This window comes from Aromatoleum sp. (assembly GCF_032027225.1).
Taxonomy (GTDB): Bacteria; Pseudomonadota; Gammaproteobacteria; order Burkholderiales; family Rhodocyclaceae; genus Aromatoleum.
In genome coordinates this window covers 91,169-111,703 of the sequence record NZ_JAVSMM010000014.1, presented here as the reverse complement: position 1 = coordinate 111,703, position 20,535 = coordinate 91,169, and the positions used below count along the sequence as shown (strand labels likewise).

General features: G+C 66.7%; 17 protein-coding genes. 5 read left to right on the top strand and 12 right to left on the bottom strand.

Annotated elements, in window-relative coordinates:
• Window positions 1-221 precede the first annotated feature (221 nt).
• The 8 genes from ROZ37_RS15365 to ROZ37_RS15330 form a co-directional block, all read right to left on the bottom strand.
• Window positions 222-3,014, bottom strand: coding sequence for an AAA family ATPase (locus tag ROZ37_RS15365; protein ID WP_312660576.1), 2,793 nt, complete (start codon window positions 3,012-3,014; stop codon window positions 222-224).
• Complete coding sequence (locus ROZ37_RS15360; protein WP_312660574.1) at window positions 3,014-3,721, bottom strand: hypothetical protein; 708 nt, start codon at window positions 3,719-3,721, stop codon at window positions 3,014-3,016. Before ROZ37_RS15360 ends, ROZ37_RS15365 begins: the two co-directional genes overlap by 1 nt.
• Window positions 3,721-5,019 (bottom strand): hypothetical protein, encoded by a 1,299-nt coding sequence (locus ROZ37_RS15355; RefSeq protein WP_312660572.1) that lies wholly within the window; start codon window positions 5,017-5,019, stop codon window positions 3,721-3,723. The genes ROZ37_RS15360 and ROZ37_RS15355 overlap by 1 nt, the downstream gene beginning before the upstream one ends.
• A 410-nt stretch (window positions 5,020-5,429) precedes the next feature.
• Window positions 5,430-6,534 (bottom strand): peptide chain release factor 2 gene (prfB, locus tag ROZ37_RS15350; RefSeq protein ID WP_312660570.1). Its coding sequence is split into 2 segments (ribosomal slippage): window positions 5,430-6,452 and window positions 6,454-6,534, totalling 1,104 coding nucleotides; the frame shifts between segments, so codons are not numbered across the junction.
• A gap of 336 nt (window positions 6,535-6,870) precedes the next feature.
• A complete protein-coding gene (locus ROZ37_RS15345; protein ID WP_312660568.1) occupies window positions 6,871-7,545 on the bottom strand; it encodes an OmpW family outer membrane protein in 675 nt (224 codons plus the stop codon).
• Window positions 7,546-7,703: 158 nt separating this feature from the next.
• Complete coding sequence (recJ, locus tag ROZ37_RS15340; RefSeq protein ID WP_312660566.1) at window positions 7,704-9,395, bottom strand: single-stranded-DNA-specific exonuclease RecJ; 1,692 nt, start codon at window positions 9,393-9,395, stop codon at window positions 7,704-7,706.
• Window positions 9,392-10,480 carry a hypothetical protein gene (locus ROZ37_RS15335; RefSeq protein ID WP_312660564.1) on the bottom strand — a complete coding sequence of 363 codons (1,089 nt, stop codon included), beginning with the start codon at window positions 10,478-10,480 and terminating at the stop codon, window positions 9,392-9,394. The genes recJ and ROZ37_RS15335 overlap by 4 nt, the downstream gene beginning before the upstream one ends.
• Before the next feature lie 260 nt (window positions 10,481-10,740).
• A complete protein-coding gene (locus tag ROZ37_RS15330) occupies window positions 10,741-11,004 on the bottom strand; it encodes a high-potential iron-sulfur protein (protein ID WP_312660561.1) in 264 nt (87 codons plus the stop codon).
• A gap of 252 nt (window positions 11,005-11,256) precedes the next feature.
• On the opposite strand from ROZ37_RS15330, the gene ROZ37_RS15325 reads away from it, so the two are divergent.
• Entirely contained in the window at window positions 11,257-12,510 is a 1,254-nt protein-coding gene (locus tag ROZ37_RS15325) for a lipoprotein-releasing ABC transporter permease subunit (RefSeq protein WP_312660559.1), read from the top strand.
• The gene (gene lolD / locus ROZ37_RS15320; protein ID WP_312660556.1) at window positions 12,503-13,189 is read left to right on the top strand and encodes a lipoprotein-releasing ABC transporter ATP-binding protein LolD; all 687 of its coding nucleotides are present in this window, start codon (window positions 12,503-12,505) and stop codon (window positions 13,187-13,189) included. The genes ROZ37_RS15325 and lolD overlap by 8 nt, the downstream gene beginning before the upstream one ends.
• A gap of 12 nt (window positions 13,190-13,201) precedes the next feature.
• Here lolD and ROZ37_RS15315 read toward each other — a convergent pair whose 3' ends face one another.
• Complete coding sequence (locus ROZ37_RS15315; RefSeq protein WP_312660553.1) at window positions 13,202-13,750, bottom strand: DUF2062 domain-containing protein; 549 nt, start codon at window positions 13,748-13,750, stop codon at window positions 13,202-13,204.
• Between the two features lie 102 nt (window positions 13,751-13,852).
• On the opposite strand from ROZ37_RS15315, the gene ROZ37_RS15310 reads away from it, so the two are divergent.
• From ROZ37_RS15310 to ROZ37_RS15300, 3 genes are all read left to right on the top strand, one after another.
• Window positions 13,853-16,195: a DNA internalization-related competence protein ComEC/Rec2 gene (locus ROZ37_RS15310; RefSeq protein WP_312660550.1), complete on the top strand. Its 2,343-nt coding sequence runs from the start codon at window positions 13,853-13,855 to the stop codon at window positions 16,193-16,195.
• 160 nt (window positions 16,196-16,355) lie between these two features.
• Window positions 16,356-17,267, top strand: coding sequence for an alpha/beta hydrolase (locus ROZ37_RS15305; RefSeq protein ID WP_312660548.1), 912 nt, complete (start codon window positions 16,356-16,358; stop codon window positions 17,265-17,267).
• Between the two features lie 25 nt (window positions 17,268-17,292).
• A complete protein-coding gene (locus tag ROZ37_RS15300) occupies window positions 17,293-17,985 on the top strand; it encodes a DUF599 domain-containing protein (RefSeq protein ID WP_312660547.1) in 693 nt (230 codons plus the stop codon).
• A gap of 42 nt (window positions 17,986-18,027) precedes the next feature.
• Here the strand turns inward: ROZ37_RS15300 and msrB are convergent, their stop codons facing one another.
• Genes msrB through ROZ37_RS15285 form a run of 3 tightly spaced genes read right to left on the bottom strand, consistent with a single transcriptional unit; the run spans window position 18,028 to window position 20,513 of the window.
• Entirely contained in the window at window positions 18,028-18,435 is a 408-nt protein-coding gene (gene msrB, locus ROZ37_RS15295; protein ID WP_312660545.1) for a peptide-methionine (R)-S-oxide reductase MsrB, read from the bottom strand.
• A 34-nt stretch (window positions 18,436-18,469) separates the two neighbouring features.
• Window positions 18,470-19,642, bottom strand: a complete 1,173-nt coding sequence (locus ROZ37_RS15290) for a DUF2863 family protein (RefSeq protein ID WP_312660543.1) — start codon at window positions 19,640-19,642, stop codon at window positions 18,470-18,472.
• A gap of 37 nt (window positions 19,643-19,679) precedes the next feature.
• Window positions 19,680-20,513 carry a pyruvate, water dikinase regulatory protein gene (locus tag ROZ37_RS15285; RefSeq protein WP_312660541.1) on the bottom strand — a complete coding sequence of 278 codons (834 nt, stop codon included), beginning with the start codon at window positions 20,511-20,513 and terminating at the stop codon, window positions 19,680-19,682.
• Between the last annotated feature and the right edge of the window lie 22 nt (window positions 20,514-20,535).

Here is a 20,535-nt window from a genome sequence, read left to right as displayed (position 1 = left end):
TGGCGCGCCAGCGCAGAGAACTCGGTTACACCTTTTCGCTCGTCACCGGGCGTCCGATCACATCCTGGAAATAATTCGTGGTGAACTCGAACGGGGCGAGGCCGCGCGACGCGATTTCACAACCCGTGGCGCAGGTGGTCGACGGCGACGGCAACGTCTTCATCGTCAGCGACCGACCCCTTTTCCACGCGTTCGCCCCGGCGCCGCGGGAAGACAAGTCGTCAACCGGACGCCCTCGCCAGCACGCCGATCGTCGGCGCCCATTCGTCGCCGGGCTTCTTCTTTCGCGTGACGAGGGTGAGCTGCGCCGGCGCGAAGACGTTGGCGTTGTGTGTGACCGGCGTGGTGATCAGGTACTGGGCGCGGGTCGCGCGCAGGAAGGTGCCGACGCGATCGATGTTCGCGACGTCGAGGTGCGCGAACGGCTCGTCGATGAAGACGAAGCCCCCGGGCCGCGCGTCGTCCATCAGCAGCGCGATCAGCAGGATCAGCGACTTCATCACCTGCTGGCCGCCGGATGCTTCGCCGTCGTTGAGGCCGACCGCGCCCTTGCGGTCGAAGTCGAAGCGCACCTCGAGCCCGGCGTGCCCGAGCGACAGGTCGTCGGTGCCGAGCATCGGGAGCGGGCAGTCGACGCCCACGTTCGCGAGTTCGCCGAGTGTTTTCAGGTTGCGGCCATATTGCCTTACCGTCGCGCGCAGCTTCGCGATGTAGGCGTTGCGTGCTTCGTCGGTGAGGCGGCGGGCGGTTGCGCAGTAGCCCTGACGGTCCAGATAGTCGCGCTCGCGCTGCGTCACGTCGGCCTTAAGGCGGTCTGACAGCGTGATCACGGTTGGATCGGTGATCCAGTCGCCCTGGTCGAGGCGCGTGCGCAGGCGGTCGCGTTCGCGTCGAGCCGCGGCGGCGTTTTCGTAGCGCTCGGCGAGGAGCGCGAGCTCGCCCGGATCGCACCAGCGAGCGGGCATACCGCGTCGGACGTGGCGCATGCGGACGATGCGTTCCGCCTGTGCGTGGCGGCGCGGCGCGGTTTCCTGCTCGAGCTCGGCGAGGCGTGCGGCGAGCGCGCGTAATTCGCGGTTGCGGCGGTCCGATTCGATGACGATGCCGTTGATCCGGCCGCCGAGTTCGTCGAGGCGACCCTGGGTCTCGGCGCGCGCGCCGATCGCCGCGGTCAGCCTAGTCCGCGCGGCGGGCAGTGCGGCGTCGGCGTCCGCATAGGCCTGCGCTTTCGCGGCGAGGAGTTGCGCGGACTGCAGGCCGAGCAGGCGCTGGCGCAAGCCGGTGAGCCGTTCGGCCGCTTCGGCGACGCGCGGTCGAACGGCCGCGAGTTGGCGGTCAAGGTCGCGGATGTCGGTTTCGAGCTGCTCGATGCGCGCCTGGCGCGCGAGCTCGCCGAAGTGGAATTCGTTCGGGCGGCCAAGGTGCCGGGCGCCGCGTCGCTCGCGGTGGTAGCCGTCCCGCGTGATCCATTCGACGTCGCGCGGCAAGTCCCGCGCGGCGTCGACACTGTCGATCCGTCGGATGCGGTTCAGCAGGTCGGCAAGCCAGCGCGGGGCTGGTGCGTCGAAGCGAACGATCTCTGCGAGACTGCGGCTTGCGGGCGGCGGTGCCTGCTCGCGCTCGGGCACGATGAAATGCCGGAAGCGCTCGCGCTCGCCGAGCGCCCAGGCGCGGTGGCGATCGGACTCGCGCTCGAGCAGCACGACATGGCGATACGGCCGGAGAACGGCTTCGAGCGCGGCCTGCCACGTGACGTCGGTGACTTCGACGATGTCGGCGAGGCCGCGGTGCGTGATGCCTTCCTGGTCGAGCACCGCGCGAAACCGTGCGATTTCGGGATCGGCCGGCGGACCGGAGCGCTTGTGAGCGTTGCGCAGCGCCTGCGTCTTCTCCTCGAAAGCGGCGACGAGTTCGCGCTCGCGCCGGCGCAGGTCGCTCAGCGCCGCTTCGGCCGACTCGTGCTCGCGTTCGAGCGCGACCGCGTCGGCGCCATGTTCGGCGGCGAGCTCCGCGCGCAGCGCGTCTCGTTCGGCGAGGAGTTTCTCCAAGTCACGCACCTCGTCGTGGGCACCCAGATGCGCGGCTTCGATCTCCCCCATCTCGGCGCGGAGCGCGGTGCGTTTCGCCTCGGCGGCGGTCTTCTCGGTCTCGACCTGCGCCAGCCGCTCCCGCGCCGCCCGCCGTTCCGCGTGTTTGGTGCTGCGTTCGGCGCGCTGACGTGCGAGCTCTTCGCGCTCGGCGACGACGGCGCGAGCGAGTTCCGCCGCTTCGAGTCGCGGGACGATCTCGGCGTCGAGCGCGTGCGCCTCGTCCGCGAGCTGCTTCCATTGCAGATGGTTGTCGGCTTCGAGCCGGCGGGCCTCGGCCTGCGCGCGCACGCGATCTAGATCGCACCCGAGGTCGTCGAGCTCGCGTTCGGCGCTTTTCTGTTCTTCGCGCGCGGCATCGTAGTTATCGAGCACCTCCTTGTCGCCGAACACGTCGAAGACGAGTTCCAGCAGCGCTTTGGGCGAGTATTCGCACAGCTTGTCGGTGTCGCCTTGCTCCAGTGCCAACACTTTTGCGATCGCCGGCGTCAGGCCGCCCCAAGCGAGGCGGCTCTGGTAATCGCGCAGCCCGACCCAGTCGTCGCCGTGTTCGAGCACCTCGATCGGCTGGTCGCCGTCGACGATCGTGTAGTCACGCGTCCATTCGCCGCCGGCGCGCCGGATGCGGCAGGCGAGGGTGACTTCATCGTTGAGGCACGGGAAGAACGGGCGGCGGCCGCTCGCGCCGGGCTTGTTCGCGACGACGGCGCGGATCCACGCGAAGCTGCGCTCGGCGCGGCGCACGTAGCGGCGGAAGTCGCGCTTGCCCGAGCAGCGCAGCGCGAAGAGCGTGCGCAGCGCGTCGAGCAGCGTCGTCTTGCCTGATCCGTTCGGCCCGACGATCGTGATGATCTGCGCATCGAGCGGCAGCGAGAAGCGGCGCCAATAGTCCCAGTGGACCAATTCGAGTTGCTTGATGTGGAACATCAGGACGGGTCCTCGTCGCTGGCTTCATCGGGCAACGCGTCGGCTTGCTCGAACGCGTTCGTGTCGGGCACCGCATGCCCGACGCGCGACAGCACGTCGGCGAGCGTGCCGTGGATGATCCGGTCGGCGAGCACGCGGTAATCGAGCGCGACATCGAGCAGCGGGCCTTCGAACACGACGCCGTTTCGCCGCTCGATGAAACCGAGGCGCGCGAGCTTGCCGAGCATGAAATTCCTGACCTTCGTCTTGCCCCCGAGCAGCGGTCCGAAGTCGGCGATCAGCGAGGCTTCGGACAGCCCGGCCGATACCGAATCGCCGCGGGCGACCGGCTTTTCCGCGCCGAACATGTCGCCCTGGCCGTCGTCGGCGACCTCCCGCCGCGTCACCTGGCGTTCGCGCTTCGGGAGCACGATCAGCGCCCAGACGACCACGAGCAGTGCGATTTCGTCGCGCGTCAGACCGGCATTGCTCGCCGCGTACTCGCGCTTCGCGCCGAACACCGGTTCGAGCATCTCCGGTGCGAGCGCTGCCGCAACGTGGCCGGCATAAGGGTTGTCCTGCAATTGCAGGCCGACGGCGGCGAGCCGCTGGTCGAGTTCGACGCGGAAGCTTTCATCGATGAGCGCGCGGCGCACCATCCGGTCGTTTCGCGGCAGCCATCGGTTCGCCAGCAGGCGGGCAGTGAGGGATTGAAGTTCGTGTTCCATCAGGCATCCAGGAGAGGCAATGCTGCGGCCGGGGCATTCGCTTGCGGTGTGCGGGGGGTGACGTGGCCGTCCGAAATCGCGGCGATTCCGTCTTCCTCGAGCGGCACGAGCCGGTCGCCGAACGTGACGTCGACCGCCAGACGCATGAAATCGCCGACCGGGCCGGTCGCGGGTATGGCGGTCTCGCCGTCGGCGAGCAGCGCGAGGAGTGACAGGCGGTAGGCGGCCGGCGCGAAGCCCCCGCCGGCAACGATAGCCCCGAGGGGCGCCGCATCGGCAAGGTCGTCCAGGCGACGAGTGAAATGCTCGAGAAGGGCGAGGTCGTCCTGCTCGGGCACGAGGCCGGCGTCCGGCGCGTCGGGCGGGGGGAGCGCGACGTCGATCTCGCGCTCGCGGACTTCGTCGCACAGGACCGTTTCCGCGCGGTCGATGAGTTCGTGGCCGCCGGCGAGCAAGGTCAATTCAGGCACGATGGACAGCGCGCTGTCGGCAAGGCTCGCGAGACGGGCGGCGTCGAGCCGGCGCAGCCAGGCCGAGACGTCCGACGACGAAATACCGGAGGCGCCGAGGGTCACGCGCTGGGCTTCGATCTTGTTCAGTGCGCGTTGAAAACCGGCATCGGCGCGCGCGAGCCGTGATTGTGCGAGGCCGATGCGCTGCGCGACGCGGGCGATGTCGAACGACACGTCCGGGTCGGCGAGAAGGCCGTTGAGGATTTCAGTGCCGCGGGCGAGCCAGCGCTCGTTCGCGGCGAGGCGTCGGCGTGACGCCAGAATCCTGAACTCGGAACCCGACGCGATCGCTTCCTCGAAATGCCAGGTAAGGTCGTTGAGCTTGGAGAGCAGGTGCCCGAGCGCTTCCGGGGTCACGCTGCCGACCGCTTGCAGGCCGGCAAGCTGGGCGGTCAGGAAGCCGAGTTCGGTGTCTTCGTCCGCAGAAAAACGCAGCAGCATCGCGATTGCCGCGACGGCATTGCGGCCGAGATCCGACAGGTGATAGAGGCCGTCGTCGGCGAATTCGAGCAGCGCGTTGTCGCGCAGCCGCTTGAGGACGGTTTCGAGCTTGACCGTGTCGAGGTAGGTGAAGCGCCCGCGCAGCGCGTCCGGGGACCAGCGCGGCGCATCAGCCTCCTGGCCGATTTCGCGCAACACGAGCAGGCGCATCAGGACTTCGGCTTCGGAGCCGCGGAACAACGTGATGAAGGCAGCGATCAGCGGTGCAGCGGCGGCGAGCGGTGCGAGTTCGGGCACGTCGTCCGCGGCGACGCCGGGAGCCAGGAAGTCGGCGAAGTCGATCATCGATGGAAAAGGGCGTTGCGAAGGCCGGAATCAGGAGTGCGGTGGTTGGAAGCGAGCCGTCGGCGTCGGGGCGGAAGAGGTGAAGCGATGTGGCTGGACCCACCGTGAGCCATGGGGTCGGGGCACATCCTTGGGCGCGGCGGGACTAGCGCGATCTGCGAGCGTTTACGCCGCGTCTGCACTCGGCACCGGACCGGAACTCCCGATGACGTTCGCCCCGGGGCGAAGCGAGGTCGGAGCCCGTCCGTTCGGCGGACGCGTTTCGCGCGCTTCGATTGCCGAACGTTCGGCAACGCTATCTCTCGAAGCCGAGGTCGGGAACGCGCGTCACGAGCGACTGCGTGTTACCCGCGCATGTCCGGCAATGGAGCGCAGCGTTCCCGGTCGAGGAAACGCTGCGCGCCCCGATCTCACACCCCTTGCTTCAAGCTCGCCCCGATGAAGTCGTCCAGGTCGCCGTCGAGCACCGCTTGGGTATTGCCGACTTCGTAATTCGTGCGCAGGTCCTTGATCCGAGACTGGTCGAGGACGTAGGAACGAATCTGATGTCCCCAGCCGATGTCGCTCTTGGAGTCCTCGAGCTTCTGCTGTTCGGCTTGACGCTTCCGCAGTTCGAGTTCGTACAATCGGGCCTTCAGCATCGACATCGCCTCGGCCCTGTTCTTGTGCTGCGAGCGGTCGTTCTGGCATTGCACGACGACGCCGGTCGGCTCGTGCGTGATGCGCACCGCAGAGTCGGTCTTGTTGATGTGCTGGCCGCCGGCGCCGGACGCGCGGTAGGTGTCGACGCGCAGGTCCGCCGGGTTGATGTCGATTTCGATCGAGTCATCGACTTCCGGATACACGAACACCGACGAGAAGCTCGTGTGGCGCCGCGCGTTCGAGTCGAACGGGCTCTTGCGCACGAGCCGGTGGATGCCGGTTTCGGTGCGCAGGAAACCGTAGGCGTAGTCGCCGCTCACCTTGATCGTCGCACCCTTGATGCCGGCCACTTCGCCTTCCGACTCTTCCATCACCTCGACGTTGAAGCCTTTGCGCTCGCAGTAGCGCAGGTACATGCGTTCGAGCATGCCTGCCCAGTCCTGCGCTTCGGTACCGCCGGCGCCTGCCTGGATCTCGATGAAGCAGGCGTTCGGATCCATCGGATTCGAGAACATCCGGCGGAATTCGAGTGTGTGCACCTTCTCTTCGAGCGGTGCGAGATCGGTCTCGACCGCGCCGAGCGTGTCTTCGTCGTCCTCGGCTTGCGCAAGATCGAAGAGGTCCTTCAGGTCGATCGACATCTGCTCGATGTCGCGCAGGTTATGCACGACGTCTTCGAGCTGGCGCTTTTCCTTGCCGAGTTCCTGCGCCTTCTCCGCGTTGTTCCAGACTGCGGGGTCTTCGAGGGCGCGCGTTACTTCTTCGAGCTTCGACGATTTCTCGTCGTAGTCAAAGATACCTCCGGAGTTCGCGACCGCGAGCGCGCAGGTCGTCGAGTTGCTGGGCGATGGCGTTGAGGCGTTCGGCTTCCATTCGGCACTCCGGAAAATCGGGAAAGCCGGAGAGTATACCCGGGCGGTGCAGCGACGCGGGACAGAATCTCGGGTGTGCGGACCGGCATCGCCGCGGCGCTTCGCAGCGCGCCCGCTTTGGCTGCGACTCGGGCGGAAACTGCAGCGAGCAACGCGATGGCGCGCGCACCGGGTGACGGTACGAAATGGAAAGGAACGGAAAGGAACGGGAAGGAACGGGAAGGGCGCTCGTGCTGCATTGCGATCCGAACGAGCGCCGAGATTCTCACTGCACAAATGAAAACGGCGACCGCTGGGCGGCCGCCGTGGTTTCGCAAGTGAGCCGGGACGCCGGCTGTCAGAAGCGGTAGCCGACGCCGACCATGTAGACCCAGGGGTCGATGTCGATGTCGACCTTGACCCTGCCGAGGTCGGAATGGCGCGCGGTCGCCTCGCTGTCGATATCCATCCGCCACACTGCGGCGTTCAGGATGATCTTGTCGGTCAGCATGTAGTCGAGACCGGCCTGGAGTGCGAGGCCCCACGAGCTTTTACGATTGAGGTGAGAGAAACCCGCGGCCTTGCGTGCGCTCGTCAGTTCTTCATTGAAGAAGGTCGTGTAGTTGATCCCGGCGCCGACGTAGGGCTGCCACTTCGACGAGGAATCCATCGGGAAGTATTGCAGCGAGAGTGTCGGCGGCAGTTGCTCGATCGTCGCGAGCTTGCCGTTGAGGTCGCCCAGGCCTTTCAGACCGACCTCGTGCTTGAACGGCGTCGCGGCGAGGAGTTCGATGCCGACGTGATCGCGGATCATGTACGACAGGGTCAGGCCGAGTTGCGTGTCGCTGTCCACGGTGACTTTGCCTCCGGGGATCTTGCCTGTCGCCGTGGAGGAAACGCTGGAATCCCCGACGGTGGGATCGACCATGATCGCGCCGGCACGCACGATGATGTCGCCTTGTTTGTAGGCCTGGGCGAGGGGGCTTGCCAGGGTCAGGGCCAGCATCGAGGAAAAGAGAACAGAACGATTCACGGCTTGCTCCTTTTGTAAGAATGCTTTGTTGCCGTGAAGTTTACCCATTTTTTTAACGTGGTTATATGCAGTGCACCAAAATATTCCTTTTGGCTGTATTGATAAATTTAATCGAAGTGGGATTTACGCGATGACGTGCGCGTTTTTTACGCCGGGACTCAGACGGGTTCGAAATGCTCGAGCATCAATTGCAGGCTCGTCACCCCGTTGTATTCGTTGGGCGCAAGCCGATAGGCGGCGCGGATGTTCGCGCCTGCGCCCTCTGTGCAATTGAAGCGGATCGCATCGAAGCGCGCGCCGTTCTTCGCGAGTTGCAGCTTGAGGTGCTTGTCCTTCAGCAGTCGCTGGTTTTCGACGCGGAACTGGTCGTCGAACACCGGGGCCGCGAAGCCCTGGCCCCAGATGTCCTGTTCGATCAGCCGTGCCGAGTCGAGGGTCATGTATCCGGTTTCGAGCTCGCCGTCGGTTTCGAGGGTACGCGTGAGATCGGCGGGGTTGACGAGCGATTGCACGGTTTCCTCGAACACCGACTGGAAGCGGGCGTACTCGGTCTCGCGGATCGTGAGCCCGGCGGCCATCGCGTGGCCGCCGAAACGCAAGATCAGGTCCGGGTGCTGCTTCGAGACAAGATCGAGCGCGTCGCGCAGGTGCAGGCTCGGAATCGAGCGTCCCGATCCCTTAAGCTCTCCGTCTGCACCGCGGGCGAATGCAACGACGGGCCGATGCAGCTTTTCCTTGATGCGCCCCGCGACGATGCCGATGACGCCCTGATGCCACTCGGGTTCGAAGAGGCTGACGGACGCGGTTTGTCCGGGGTCGAAACCGGCCAGGCGCATCAGCGCGTCTTCCTGCATGCCCTGTTCGATGCTGCGTCGCTCGCGGTTCAACTTGTCGAGTTCTTGCGCAATGTTCAATGCGCGGCCCATGTCGTCGGTGATCAGGCACTCGATGCCGAGGCTCATGTCCGACAGTCGGCCCGCGGCATTCAGACGCGGGCCGAGCGCGAAGCCGAGGTCGAACGTGCTGGCGCGCTCGGGCTCGCGTCCGGCTGCGGCGAACAGCGCACGAATCCCGGCATTCGTCCGCCCAGCCCGCATCCGCGCGAGCCCCTGGGCGACGAGGATGCGATTGTTGTGGTCGAGCTTGACGACGTCGGCGACGGTGCCGAGTGCGACGAGGTCGAGCAGTTCGGCGAGGTTCGGTTCCTGGCGCCCGGCGAATGCGCCGCGCTCGCGCAGCTCGGCCCGCAGCGCGAGCATCGTGTAGAACATCACGCCGACTCCGGCCAGCGATTTACTCGGGAAGTCGCAACCAGGCTGGTTCGGATTGACGATGACGTCGGCGTCAGGCAGCGCGTCGCCCGGCAGGTGATGATCGGTGATCAGCGTCGCCATGCCGTAGCTGCGCGCGGCGGCCACGCCTTCGACACTGGCGATGCCATTGTCGACGGTGATCAGCACGTCCGGCTCCATGCGCGCGGCAAGCTCGACGATCGCCGGCGTCAGGCCGTAGCCATATTCGAAGCGATTCGGCACGAGATAGCCGACGTCGGCACCGAAGGCGCGCAGGGCTCGCACGCCAACTGCGCATGCCGTCGCGCCGTCACAGTCGTAGTCGGCGACAATCACCATCCGGGCGCCGGCTTCGATCGCGTCGGCGAGGAGCTGGGCCGCCTCGTGGGTGCCGCGCAGTGCTGCGGGCGGGAGCAGGGCCTTGAGTGCGTAGTCGAGTTCGGCACGTCGCGTGACGCCGCGCGCCGCATAGATACGGGCGAGGAGAGGGTGTGTGCCGTCCTCGATCAGGCGCTGGACGGAGCGGGGCGGAGCGCTGCGGGCTTGGATGCGGGTCATCGTTCAGGGCGGAGTGCGGTGCTGTCGGAAGCGGGCGCGACGGCTGTGGCGAGGGACGCGAGGAGTGCTTCGAACGCGTGAGGCTTGCGCCAGAACTTCCAGCGGTCGCCGGAATGGGCTTGGAGTTCGAGGGTGTTGCGGTCGCCGGGAGCAGTGAGGGTCAAGCTCTGCAGGCGTCCGGCGCGAAGCGCCGTGGCGAGAGGCGCGAACCAGTCGTGTTCGATGCTCGCAAGGTTCGCACGCCATGCGTCGAGGTCGAGTTGGCGTGCAGCGGGGAGCAGGGTGTCGAGCACGACGATGGTATCCTGCTGCAGCGCGGAAGCGACGTCGGGCGGCATCGGTTCGACTGCGCCGGCCCGTGCGAGCCCGCGTGCGAGCGGTTCGAGCGATTGCACCACCGGCGGCGCCGCGATCGCGCGCCGATTCAGCGCGCCTGCGCCCCAGAACCACAGACTGTTGAGCGGGCGGCGGCCGGCCGCTTCCCGCGCCTGGTTGATCGGGTGGTTGTGCAGCAGCACCTGGGCTTCGTTCATCGTGCGCCGCCACAGGCGCGCGTCGTCGCCTTCCGGAAGGTAGTGACGAATCGGACGGCCGATGACGTCGTGCAGCGGGAACAGCTTGACCGAAGTCGGTTTTGCGAGGCGCAGATACCAGCGGGTCGACGTGCAGGCCTCGAAGCGGCCGAGATCCTGGAAGACGTCGTTGAGCGTTTCGATCAGCGCGTCGACTTCGGCGCCGGACAGTTCGTCGGCAGGGAAATCGTGCAGCAGCAGGTGTTCGCGCGCAAACGAAAGATTGACCGGGTCGGCGCACAGCCATCCGCCGTCCACGCTGCCTTCTTCAACCGCACCCGAACTTTCGCCGAGGCGCCGGAGCGCGGCCAGCGGAAGCGGAGCCTCCTCGTCGGCGCCCGGTGCGAGGCCGAGTATCCGGGCGAGCTGCCGTTCGAGCGGTTCGAAGTCGCGGACCCGTCGCTGTCCGAGGCCGAGCAGCCGCGCCAGTGCGGGAAGTTCCAGACCTTCAGCGGGGTTTGTCAGCGAAGCGCCGGGCCAGAGCAGGCCGGGAATGACGAGATGAATCTGCATGGGGCTACCGGGCGAAGAGCGTGGCGAGTCTAGCACAGCGGGTACCGGCAAACCTCGCGCGAGGCCCGTCGGGCGAGGTACCTGCGGCCGGTCCGGCATCCGGGCGGAAGCCACGCCCGAATGCCGTTGCCCGATCAGGCGGGCAACCGGATGCGTTTCGAGCCGGGCTTGGCGACGCACCGCTCGCGTGAGCGCTTGTCGAGGCTCGGCACGAGCGGCGTTGCCGCTTTCGTCATCGAATCGATGACGCCTGCCGTTCGTTAGAGCTTCTTCGCCCAGGCCACGCAATAGCCGTTCGGCGACACCTCGGTGTCACCCGGGAAAATCGTGCAGCCTCCCGGAGCGTCCCCCGTCTTGCCCGGCACGAACAGGTTGCAGTTCGCACAGCGATTGTCGCCTTCGGGCGTGTCCCGGTACTTCATCGAGGCCCGCATTCCGTCGTTCCTGGCGGCGACGGCCACGACGGGAATCATGGCAAGGGTCAGGCCGGCGGCCTTGAGCAGCGTGCGGCGGGAAGAATTCATGAGTCGGTCTCCAATAAAGGGCCCCGAAGCGGGGTATCAAAGAATACCAGGTGCATATTTAGAAGGGTATAAAATGTCGATGACATGTTTCGACGTGCCGCGGCAATCGACTTTCTCCACTCGCTGTGGCGCCAGCCGAGGCCGGTGAACGGCACGGCCCGTCACAGTTATTTTTCGCAAGTCGACGGGGCGCGCGGTCGCTTCACCGGTCGGCTTCCGGCAGAATGGCGCCTTTTCGCCGCCGCCCTCCCGATGCGATACGAATTCCTGGTCGGTCTGCGCTACACCCGCTCGCGCAAGCGTGCGCAGGGGCGCAATCGCTTCATTTCCTTCATTTCGCTGGTGTCGATGCTCGGCACCGGCCTCGGCGTCGCCGCGCTGATCGTCGTGTTGTCCGTGATGAACGGCTTCCAGGAGGAGTTGCGCACGCGGATTCTCGGCGTCGCATCCCATGTGCAGATCTCGGGTTTCGACGGCGAACTCGACGCCTGGCAGCAGGTTGCCGACCAGGCGGCGCATCATCCCGACGTTCTTGCCGCGGCGCCGTATGTCCAGGAGCAAGGGATGCTGTCGTTCGACCAGGCCGTGCGCGGCACACTCGTGCGCGGCGTGCTGCCGGCCGCCGAGGACCGCGTTGCCGACTTCGCCCGGCACATGCGCTCGGGCAGCCTCGACGCGCTGCAGCCGGGGCGCTTCGGGATCATCCTCGGACGCGACCTCGCGTTCGCGCTGCAGGTGCAACTCGGCGACAAGGTCACGCTGATCGCGCCGCAGGGACTCGTGACGCCGGCGGCGGTGCTTCCGCGGGTCAAGCAGTTCGAGGTCGTCGGCATCTTCGAGGCGGGGATGTTCGAGTACGACTCGGGACTCGCGCTGATTCATCTTCAGGATGCGCAGGCGCTCTATCGCATGGGCGAGCGCGTCAGCGGCGTGCGGCTGAAGCTCGACGATCTCTTCGCGGCGCCGCGTGTCGCACGCGAACTTCCCGGTTACATCGACGAAAACGTGGTGGTCACCGACTGGACCCGCAGCCACGCGAATTTCTTCCGCGCGGTCGCGCTCGAGAAAACGATGATGACCGTGATCCTGTTTCTGATCGTTGCGGTCGCCGCGTTCAACATCGTGTCGACGCTGGTGATGGCGGTGCAGGAGAAATATGCGGACATCGCGATCCTGCGCACCCTCGGCGCGAGCCCGCGGTCGATAATGGCGATCTTCGTGCTGCAGGGCGCGATCATCGGGCTCGTCGGACTCGCGGCGGGGGTCGCCGGAGGTCTGCTGCTCGCGAACAACCTCGATATCGTGATCCCGGCCCTCGAAGGGATCACCGGGGCGACCTTGTGGAACAAGGAGGTCTATTACATCAGCGAGTTGCCGTCGAAAGTGCTGCCCGCCGACGTCGTCACGATCGTGTCGGTTTCGTTCGTGCTGACCCTCGTCGCGACGCTGTATCCGAGTTGGCGCGCGTCTCGCGTGAACCCCGCGGAGGCGCTGCGTTATGAGTGAGCCGATGATCGAAAACGTATTGTCCTGCGATGGGCTGTCGAAGACTTTCCGCGAAGGCGTGGATGCGGTGCGGGTGCTCGACGGAGTGACGCTCGAAATTCCCCGCGGTGACCGCCTCGCGATCGTCGGTGCCTCCGGGTCGGGCAAGAGTACGTTGCTGCATCTGCTCGGCGGACTCGATGTGCCGTCCGCCGGATCGGTGCGGCTGATGGGACGCGATTTTTCCAGAATGTCGGACGCCGAGCGCGGCCGGGGGCGCAACGAGGCGCTCGGCTTCGTGTACCAGTTTCATCATCTGCTGCCCGAATTTTCCGCTGTCGAAAACGTCGCGATGCCGTTGTATATCCGGCGGATGGACCGGGGAGCGGCGGATGAGCGGGCAGTCGCGATGCTTCAGGAAGTCGGACTCGGGCACCGGCTGGATCACACGCCTGGGGAGCTTTCCGGCGGCGAACGTCAGCGCGCGGCGATCGCGCGGGCGCTGGTGACGCAGCCCGCGTGCGTGCTCGCCGACGAGCCGACCGGCAATCTTGATCGCCGCACCGCCGAGGACGTGTTCGATCTGATGCTGAGTCTCAACGAGCGTTTGGCGACGAGCTTCATCATCGTGACGCACGATGAAACGCTTGCGCGCCGCGCCCGGCGAACGCTGCGTCTCGAGGACGGCCGGCTCGCCTGAGCAGCGCCGTTCTCAGCCGCCGCTGTTGCGGCGGTTGCGGCGCCCGTTCCAGGTGCGGATCAACCAGATCCGCCACGCCGCCTTGACTCCGATATAACCGATCATCGACAGGCTTGCGGCGAGCAGGATCAGGCCGAGCGCGAGCGGTTTGCCGAGGCCGGCCATCCAATCCACGACGAGGTGGATCCATTCGTGGAGGCCCAGGTCGCCGAGTTCCGGCGGCGGGGCGAAATGCATTCCTTCGAGCCCCATCGTCCAGCCGCCCATCTTGTAGGCGACGAAGTACAGCGGGACGATTGTCAGCGGATTCGAATACAGCGTCGTGACGAGCGCGAGCGGAAGATTGACGCGGAAGATCAGGCAGCAGATCGCCGCGCCGAGCATCTGCAGCGGTCCGGGGATCAGTCCGCAGAAGAGCCCGACCGCAAAGCCGCCGGCCGCCGAGTGGCGGTTGAGGTGCCATAGCCGTGGGTGCAGCAGCGTGCCCGCGAACGGCCGGAACCAGCGGTTCGCGTAGATCGTGTCGTGATTGGGTAGAAATCGCTTGAGGATCTTGCGCATGGTGCTCCCGGCAGAGGTGCGATTCTACGGGGCCGGCCTCGGCAAACCCAAATTCGCGCGCGCCCTTGTCGCGGTTCCTTGTCGGCAGGCATCATCCGGTTTATGCGAACGTCAATTATCGCCTTCGCGCTCGGCGTGTGGCTGTGCCAGCGGCTGCCTGTCCTGCCGAGTTTCGGCTGGATGCTGTTCGCATCGGTGATTTCAGCCGTGGTCGGCGTCGTTGCGCTGCGCAGGGTTCGCACCGGCCGGCGGATGGCCGTGATCTGCCTGCTCGCGTTCGTCGTCGGCACCTTTTGGGCGGCCGTGCGGGCGCATCTCCGGTTGTCGGACGAGCTGCCGATGCAGCTCGAAGGGCGCGACGTCGTCGTCACCGGTGTCGTCGACGAACTGCCGCAGCGCCTGGACGGGGGCGTGCGGTTCGTGATGCAGGTCGAATCGTCGGCGGAGCCGGTTCCGGAGCGGATCCTCCTGTCGTGGTACGGCGCGCGCGGACGCCGGGGCGAGCAGGCGGACGACGGCGGCGAGCCGCCGGAAGTCCGTCCCGGCGAGCGATGGAAACTCGCGGTGCGCCTGAAGCGGCCGCATGGCTTCGCGAATCCGGACGGATTCGATTACGAGGCCTGGCTGCTCGAGCGCGGCGTACGCGCGACCGGATCCGTGCGCGGGAAGCGGGACAACGTCCTTCTCGATCCGCTCGTGCACGGCCCGATGGTTTTCGTCCATCGCCTGCGGGAATCGATCCGCGAGCGATTTCTCGCGACCCTCTCGGATGCGGAGTACGCCGGCGTCCTCGTTGCGCTCGCGATCGGGGATCAGAACGGAATTCCGCAGGCGCAGTGGACGGTGTTTCGCAAGACGGGTATCGCGCACCTGGTCAGCATCTCGGGGCTTCACGTCTCGCTTGCCGGCTTGATGGTCGGCGGCCTCGTCGGCTGGGGCTGGCGACGCGTGCCCCCGTTGGCGTTGCGATGCCCCGCGCGGAAGGCGGCTGCGATCGTGGGGCTCGTGGTTGCGGCAGGCTACGCGCTGCTCGCGGGCCTCGGGATTCCGACGCAGCGCTCGCTGGTGATGCTGACGGTGGTCGTAGTGGCAATGGTGCTCGGGCGCGAGACTGCCGGCAGTCGGGTGATCGCGGTCGCGTTGCTGTGCGTGCTGGTCGTCGATCCCTGGGCGGTACTGTCGGCCGGGTTCTGGTTGTCGTTCGGCGCGGTCGCGGTAATCCTCTACCTGCTCTCGGGCCGACTGCAGCGGGCTTCGGGCTGGCGCGCGGCGGCCATCACGCAGCTCGGCATCACCGTTGCGACGATTCCAGCCTTGCTGGTGCTGTTCAACGCGTTCTCGCTGGTGTCGCCGGTCGCGAATGCGTTCGCGATTCCACTCGTCAGCTTCGTCGTCACGCCGCTCGCGCTACTCGCGATCGTGCTGCCTCATGCGTGGATCCTCGAGCTCGCGCACTGGCTCACCGGGGGGATGATGCGCGCGCTCGAATGTCTCGCCGCGTTGCCGTTCGCGATGTGGCAACACGCCGCGCCGCCCGCGCTGCTCGCCGCTGCCGGCGTGATCGGAGTCGCCTGGCTGATGTTGCCGCGTGGAACGCCCGCGCGTTACGCCGGTGCGCTGGCGGTGGTGCCGATGCTGACCTGGTCGCCGCCGCGACCTGCCGAAGGCGAGTTCCGGATGACGGTGCTGGACGTCGGACACGGTCTCGCGGTGCACCTGCAGACCGCCGAGCATGATCTCGTGTATGACGCGGGACCGGCGTACGGACCGGGCGCCGACGCGGGTACCCGCGTGATCATCCCTTATCTCGCCGCCAGCGGTGTCGGGCGGATCGACCGGCTCGTCGTCTCGCACGACGACCTCGATCACACCGGCGGCATGGATGCGCTGTTCGATGGTGTGCCGGTGCTCGCGCTGGTCTCGAATCTGCCCGCCCAGCGGGTGCGGTCGCAGAGTGCGGCCGCGCTGCCCTGTCGCGCCGGGGAACGATGGCGCTGGGACGGGGTGGACTTCGAAGTGCTCCATCCGGCGCAGGAACACCCGTCCGGCCCTGACAATGACGCGTCGTGCGTACTGAGGATCGCTGGGGCGGCGGGTGCCGCGCTACTTGCGGGTGACATCGAGCGGGCTGCCGAGCGCAGTCTCGTCGCGCGCGCGGGGCCGAAGCTTGCGAGCGACGTCATCGTCGTCCCGCATCACGGCAGCCGCTCGTCCTCGAGCCCAGCGTTCGGCGACGCGGTCGGCGCGGAAGTCGCGGTCTTTTCGATCGGCTATCTGAATCCGTTTCGACATCCGCACCCGGCGGTGTGGGCACGATGGGCCGCGTCGGGGGCGCACAACTGGCGCACCGACAGCCAGGGAGCGGTGCGAATCGAGGTTACGGCTGACGGCGTGCGCACGAGCGCGCAGCGCATGCTCGACGCGCGTTACTGGCACGGGCGCTGAACTCCAGCGTTGTGCGGCGCGGCGGCGTTCGGTCGCGGTGTCACGGTGCGCGGAGCCGCCGCCGCGGGGCTTCATTCGGTCCGATTGCGACGGCGCGCGGGGCAGACCGTCGGCATTCGCGCTGCTACACTCGGGCTCCCCCGTTCGCTATCGGAGTGCCATGAGCCTGCTCGACACCCTCCGCCGCCTGTTTCCTGCGCCGCCGGCGCCCCGGCCGCCTCAGGGACTGCGCGAGAAGTCGGTCCAGTGCGTCGGGCCGCACGGACTGCACCGCATGGCGTACACGGAATGGGGGCATGCGGCTAATCGCAAAGTGCTCGTCTGCGCCCACGGCCTGACGCGCAATGGACGGGATTTCGACTTTCTCGCGCGGGCGCTGGCCGATGACTATCGCGTCGTCTGTCCCGACGTCGTCGGTCGCGGGCGCAGCGACTGGCTCGGCGTGAAGACCGATTACAGCTTCCCGCTGTACGTCTCCGACATGGTCACGCTGCTCGCGCGCCTTGATGCCGACACGGTGCATTGGGTCGGCACGTCGATGGGCGGCATCATCGGTATGCTGCTCGCTGCGCTGCCGCACACACCGGTTTCGCGGCTGGTGCTCAACGACGTCGGCCCGCTCATCACCGCGGTTTCACTGCAGCGGATCGGGGAGTACGTCGGCCGGGCGCCGAAATTCCCGACGATGGAGGCCGCGGAAGCGTGGATCCGCGAGGCGAGCGCGCCGTTCGGAGCGCTGAGCGACGCGCAGTGGCGACATCTGACGCAGTATTCCGTGCGGCCCGTCGAGGGCGGCTTCGCGATGGTCTACGACCCCGGTATCGGCGACATTTTCCGCACCACGCCGATCGTCACCGATGTCGATCTCTGGGACGCGTACAAGGCGATCCGCTGTCCGACGCTGGTGATCCGCGGGGCGGAGTCCGATCTCCTCGAGACGAAGACGGTCGAGATGATGGCGACGACCGGGCCGCGGGCTCGCACCGTCGAAATTCCCGGTGTCGGTCATGCACCGGTGCTGATGGATGACGCGCAGATCGCGGTCGTGCGGGACTTCCTCGACGAGCGCTGATGTGGAGCGGGCCATGGAAGCCTTGATGGCTACGGTTTCGGCGTCGGACTGGTTCGCGCTCTGCTGGTTTTTGCTCGCGTGGGCGGGATACGGCTGGTTCTCAGAGCACAGCCGCTGGGCGCGGGAGGGTCTGATGGGGGTCAGTCATCTCTATCGACTCGAATGGGCGCGGCAACTCGTGCAGCGCGAGTTGCGGATGACCGACGCGGCGCTCGTCGGCAACCTGATGCAGAGCGTCTCGTTCTACGCCAGCACGACGATCTACATCATCGCGGGCCTGCTGGCGGTGCTGGGGGCGCTCGATCAGGTGATCCGCTTCGCGGCCGATCTGCCCTTCGCGCGCGAGTCGTCGCGGGCCTTGTCGGAAGTGAAGCTCCTCGTGCTGCTGACGGTGTTCGTCGTCGCGTATTTCAAGTTCACGTGGTCGCTGCGGCAGTTCAACCTGCTGTCGATCCTGATCGGAGCGAGTCCGTGGGTCCGTCCGGGCCAGAGCGACGAGGCGATCGTCAAGCGGCTCGCGACCGCGAATTCGCTTGCCGGCGACGAATTCAACCGGGGCATTCGTGCGTACTACTTCGGCATCGCGGCGGTCGCCTGGTTCATCCAGCCGTGGCTGTTCATCGTGGTCACGACGGTCGTCGTGGTCGTGCTGTATCGCCGCGACTTTTCGTCGTCGATCCTGACTTCGCTCGCGACGGGCGCCCGCGACGGGAACTGAGGCGCGTCAACGCATTGGCGCCGGCGAACGCGCCCTTCGTCTCTACTTGCCGGAGCTTTGCGGGTCGAAGCGGATCGACGCCGAGTTGATGCAGTAGCGCAGGCCGGTCGGCTGCGGACCGTCCTCGAAGACGTGCCCGAGATGCGCGCCGCATTGGTGGCACAGCACCTCGGTGCGATGCATGAAGTGACTGTTGTCCTCGGTGGTTTCGACGTTTTCCGGCGCGGCCGTGGCCGAGAAGCTCGGCCAGCCGCAGCCCGCGTCGAATTTGTCCTCCGAAGCGAACAGCTCGGCGCCGCACGCGACGCAGCGGTATTCGCCTTTTTCCCAGTGGTCCCAGTACTCGCCGGTGAAGGCGCGTTCGGTGCCTTTTTCGCGCGTCACTTGGTACTGGGTGGGTGTCAGTTGCGCGCGCCAGTCGGCGTCGGATTTCTCGATCTTGCGGTTCATCGGCGGCTCCTCGCTTCGACCGTGGCGGCCTGCGTCAGTGCAGGTGCCGGGGCGCCGGCTCGCCGTGCTCGCCTTCGGGCATTTCGGCGTGCACGACCTCGCCCTCGGGGGAGGGATAGAGCGGGGCGCCGCAGTCGTCGCAGTATTCGAGCGGAAAACGGTGCTCGAGGTTCACGATGTCGGTGACGCCGCAGTCGCGCAGCACCGCCTCGATTTCGGCCGGACTGTCGGACGTCTCGTCCTCGGCGCCGAGCAGCGGCCAGACGACGCCGTGTACGACTTCGTCCTTCTCGCGCAGCGTAAGCCCGACCCGGTATTCCTCGAGTTCGCGCTCGTGAAACGGGGCGATGACCGCGCGCAGATTCGCGGCAGGGGTTTCGAGCTCCGCGCCGAGGAACGCGACCGACGCGCGGATCGAGTAGGGCCGGCTGTCCTTGTCGGCCTGGCGGCTCGCGGCAAAGTAGGCTTCCGGCAGCACGACTTCCATTGCGCAGCCCGGCAGCAGCGGCGCGAGGCACGCGCCGCCCTGTTTGCGCCACTGCGTCAGCGCCTGGTCGCGCGAGCCGTCCGCCTGCTGCCAGCGGAACAGCGGCTCGCCTTTCGGCGCGACGATCGCGGCCAGCAGGTAGCGGGTGTCGGACAGGAACTGCGCGGTTTCGGGCAGATCGCTTGCCGGGATGCGCTGGTCGCGCCCGGCAATTGCGGCCCGCCCGAGGTCGGTGGCGAAACCCGCCGTCGCGCAGTAACCCTGCGGCAACTGGTCCGGGCTGAAGAGGAAATCGGCGAGCGCGAGCTTGACACCGTCCGCGAGGACGTGCGCCTGCAGATGCACGCGCAGGTTCGCGAGCACTGCCGGCGAAATCGTCGTCGTCGGAATGCGGTAACGCGACCATGCGAGCACCGGCGCGGCGATCAGCAGCACGTCGTGTTCGGACGAGACGCGCGGTGCGCTCTCGGCGCGGGATTCGATGAAATCGGCGAGTTCGTCGTAGCCGCGCGGTTCGGCGCTGTAGAGATGGTCGAGTGCGGCGTTCAGGGTGTCTTCATCGCCGTCTTCGAGGACGCGGTCGATCGCGGTGCTGATGTGCTGGTCCCAGTAACGATCTTCGGCACGGCTGCCGGACTCGGCGAGGCCGGTCGCGAGCCAGATCAACTGTTCGGCCTCGCGGCCGAGGCCACCGCGGCGCTTTTGGCGGGTTCTCTTCATCGGGATTCCTGGTGAGATGCCGCAGACGGATGCGGATTCAATAGCCCGGGCGGTTAAGCCGCACGGCCTGGAGGATGGTAGCCGATATTTCCTCGATCGACTTCGTGGTGGAATCGAGCCACTGGATGTTCTCGCGCCGCATCAGCTTCTGCGCCGCCTCGATCTCGAAGCGGCAGTTTTCGATCGACGCGTAATGGCTGTTCGCCCGGCGCTCCTGGCGGATTTGGGACAGCCGTTCGGGGGCAATCGTCAGGCCGAAAAGCTTGTTACGGTGTCGATGCAATTCGCCCGGGAGCTTGTTGCGCTCGAAATCTTCCGGGATCAAAGGATAGTTCGCCGCCTTCACGCCGAACTGCATCGCGAGGTACAGGCTCGTCGGCGTCTTGCCCGAGCGGGAGACGCCCACCAGGATGACGTCCGCGTCGGCGAGTTCGCCGTCCAGCGACACGCCGTCGTCGTGCGACATCGCGAAATTGATCGCTTCGATGCGCGCCTTGTAATCGCTGCTTTCGGCGATGCCGTGGAAACGGCCGACCATGTGGGTGGAGCGCTCGCCGAGCTCGGCTTCGAGCGGGAGGATGAAATGTTCGAACAGGTCGACGAACAGCGCGTCGACGCCCCGCAGGTTGCTCTGCGGATCCGGATTGACGAGTGTGCTGAAGACGATCGGGCGCACACCGTCGTTCGCCGCGGCCTCGCGGATCTGGCGCGCGCACTCGATCGCCTTGTCGAGATCGTCGACGAACGGGATGCGCACCTGGCGGTAGCGGCCGCCCGGGAACTGCGCGAGCAGGCTGTGGCCGAGCGTTTCGGCGGTGATGGCGGTCCCGTCGGAGATGAAAAAGACGGTGCGAATCGGAGTTTCGCTCATGGTGACGGCCAAAAAAGTCGTA

Bases quoted from the DNA above. Each gene is read 5' to 3' on its own strand.
- ROZ37_RS15365 (WP_312660576.1), bottom strand. From the start codon at position 3,014: ATGTTCCACATCAAGCAACTCGAATTGGTCCACTGGGACTATTGGCGC.
- ROZ37_RS15360 (WP_312660574.1), bottom strand. From the start codon at position 3,721: ATGGAACACGAACTTCAATCCCTCACTGCCCGCCTGCTGGCGAACCGA.
- ROZ37_RS15355 (WP_312660572.1), bottom strand. From the start codon at position 5,019: ATGATCGACTTCGCCGACTTCCTGGCTCCCGGCGTCGCCGCGGACGAC.
- recJ (WP_312660566.1), bottom strand. From the start codon at position 9,395: ATGACCCGCATCCAAGCCCGCAGCGCTCCGCCCCGCTCCGTCCAGCGC.
- ROZ37_RS15335 (WP_312660564.1), bottom strand. From the start codon at position 10,480: ATGCAGATTCATCTCGTCATTCCCGGCCTGCTCTGGCCCGGCGCTTCG.
- ROZ37_RS15330 (WP_312660561.1), bottom strand. From the start codon at position 11,004: ATGAATTCTTCCCGCCGCACGCTGCTCAAGGCCGCCGGCCTGACCCTT.
- ROZ37_RS15325 (WP_312660559.1), top strand. From the start codon at position 11,257: ATGCGATACGAATTCCTGGTCGGTCTGCGCTACACCCGCTCGCGCAAG.
- lolD (WP_312660556.1), top strand. From the start codon at position 12,503: ATGAGTGAGCCGATGATCGAAAACGTATTGTCCTGCGATGGGCTGTCG.
- ROZ37_RS15315 (WP_312660553.1), bottom strand. From the start codon at position 13,750: ATGCGCAAGATCCTCAAGCGATTTCTACCCAATCACGACACGATCTAC.
- ROZ37_RS15310 (WP_312660550.1), top strand. From the start codon at position 13,853: ATGCGAACGTCAATTATCGCCTTCGCGCTCGGCGTGTGGCTGTGCCAG.
- ROZ37_RS15305 (WP_312660548.1), top strand. From the start codon at position 16,356: ATGAGCCTGCTCGACACCCTCCGCCGCCTGTTTCCTGCGCCGCCGGCG.
- ROZ37_RS15300 (WP_312660547.1), top strand. From the start codon at position 17,293: ATGGCTACGGTTTCGGCGTCGGACTGGTTCGCGCTCTGCTGGTTTTTG.
- msrB (WP_312660545.1), bottom strand. From the start codon at position 18,435: ATGAACCGCAAGATCGAGAAATCCGACGCCGACTGGCGCGCGCAACTG.
- ROZ37_RS15290 (WP_312660543.1), bottom strand. From the start codon at position 19,642: ATGAAGAGAACCCGCCAAAAGCGCCGCGGTGGCCTCGGCCGCGAGGCC.
- ROZ37_RS15285 (WP_312660541.1), bottom strand. From the start codon at position 20,513: ATGAGCGAAACTCCGATTCGCACCGTCTTTTTCATCTCCGACGGGACC.